Origin of the sequence: Methylocaldum marinum (assembly GCF_003584645.1) — a bacterium.
Lineage (GTDB): Bacteria > Pseudomonadota > Gammaproteobacteria > Methylococcales > Methylococcaceae > Methylocaldum > Methylocaldum marinum.
This window is the reverse complement of record NZ_AP017928.1, coordinates 2,151,992-2,152,892: the sequence shown is the minus strand read 5'-3', so window position 1 is coordinate 2,152,892 and position 901 is coordinate 2,151,992. Positions and strand designations below refer to the sequence as shown.

General features: G+C 61.7%; 1 protein-coding gene. It reads left to right on the top strand.

The genetic code is table 11. The annotated features are described in order from the left end of the window. Positions 1-23: 23 nt before the first annotated feature. The gene (locus tag sS8_RS09380; RefSeq protein WP_119629421.1) at positions 24-857 is read left to right on the top strand and encodes a phytanoyl-CoA dioxygenase family protein; all 834 of its coding nucleotides are present in this window, start codon (positions 24-26) and stop codon (positions 855-857) included. Positions 858-901: the final 44 nt, after the last annotated feature.

The following is a 901-nucleotide window of genomic DNA, read 5'->3' as shown; positions in this document are numbered from 1 at the left end:
CCGAATGTTTTGGGAAAGGTTTCATGAGAAACAGCATCAATCCGGAAGACATCGATTTCTACAACGAATACGGCTTCGTGCGGATTCGCTCCCTGCTGAGCCCGGAGGAAACCGAGCGTCTTCGGACCTATCAGAATCAGGCATTGGCGCTGCGCGGAAACTACCGTTTCGCCGACCGGGACATCCTGGCCGATGAAAAGCCGGTTTTCGAACGCATGTTCCGGCAGCGGCTCAACCTGTGGCGGACTTACGAGCCGCTGCGCGAATTCGCCCTCAGTCCGGGCATCGCGAAAATCGCCGCGGAACTGTCCGGCGTGGATGCCGTGCGCCTCTGGCACGACTCCGCGTTCGTCAAGCAGCCCTGGGCCAACGGCACCTTCTGGCATTTCGACGCGGCTTACTGGTCGTTCAACTCCCGCCGCGGCATCACGGTCTGGGTCGCGCTGACCGATAGCCGCCCCGACAATGGCGGCCTTTATTTCATGCCGGGCTCGCACCGCGAGGTCGATTTCGATCTGCCGGTCTTCGCACAGGACCATGTGGCCGGGTTGTTCGATCTGCCGGGCTACGAGCACTGGCGGGAGCGGGAAGCGGTATCGCTGCCGCTGAAGGCGGGCGACTGCACTTTTCACAACGGCCTGACCCTGCACGGCTCCGGGATCAACATGACGCCGTACCACCGCGAAGGCTGGACTTGCGCCTACATGCCCGACGGCTCGACCTTCAACGGCAAACCCAATGTACTGCCGGAAGATTACCTGGCGACGCTCGGTATCGGCGACCCCCTGAACAATGACGACCTGAATCCGGTGGTTTACCGAAAGCCGGACCGGGGCAGCCGGGATCGGGGATTTTGACGGGAGGCGGTCACTGGCCGAACGTTGCGCGGAACTTTCAGGAT

Excerpts from the sequence above, each read along its gene's own strand:
- sS8_RS09380 (WP_119629421.1), top strand. The coding sequence starts at position 24 with ATGAGAAACAGCATCAATCCGGAAGACATCGATTTCTACAACGAATAC.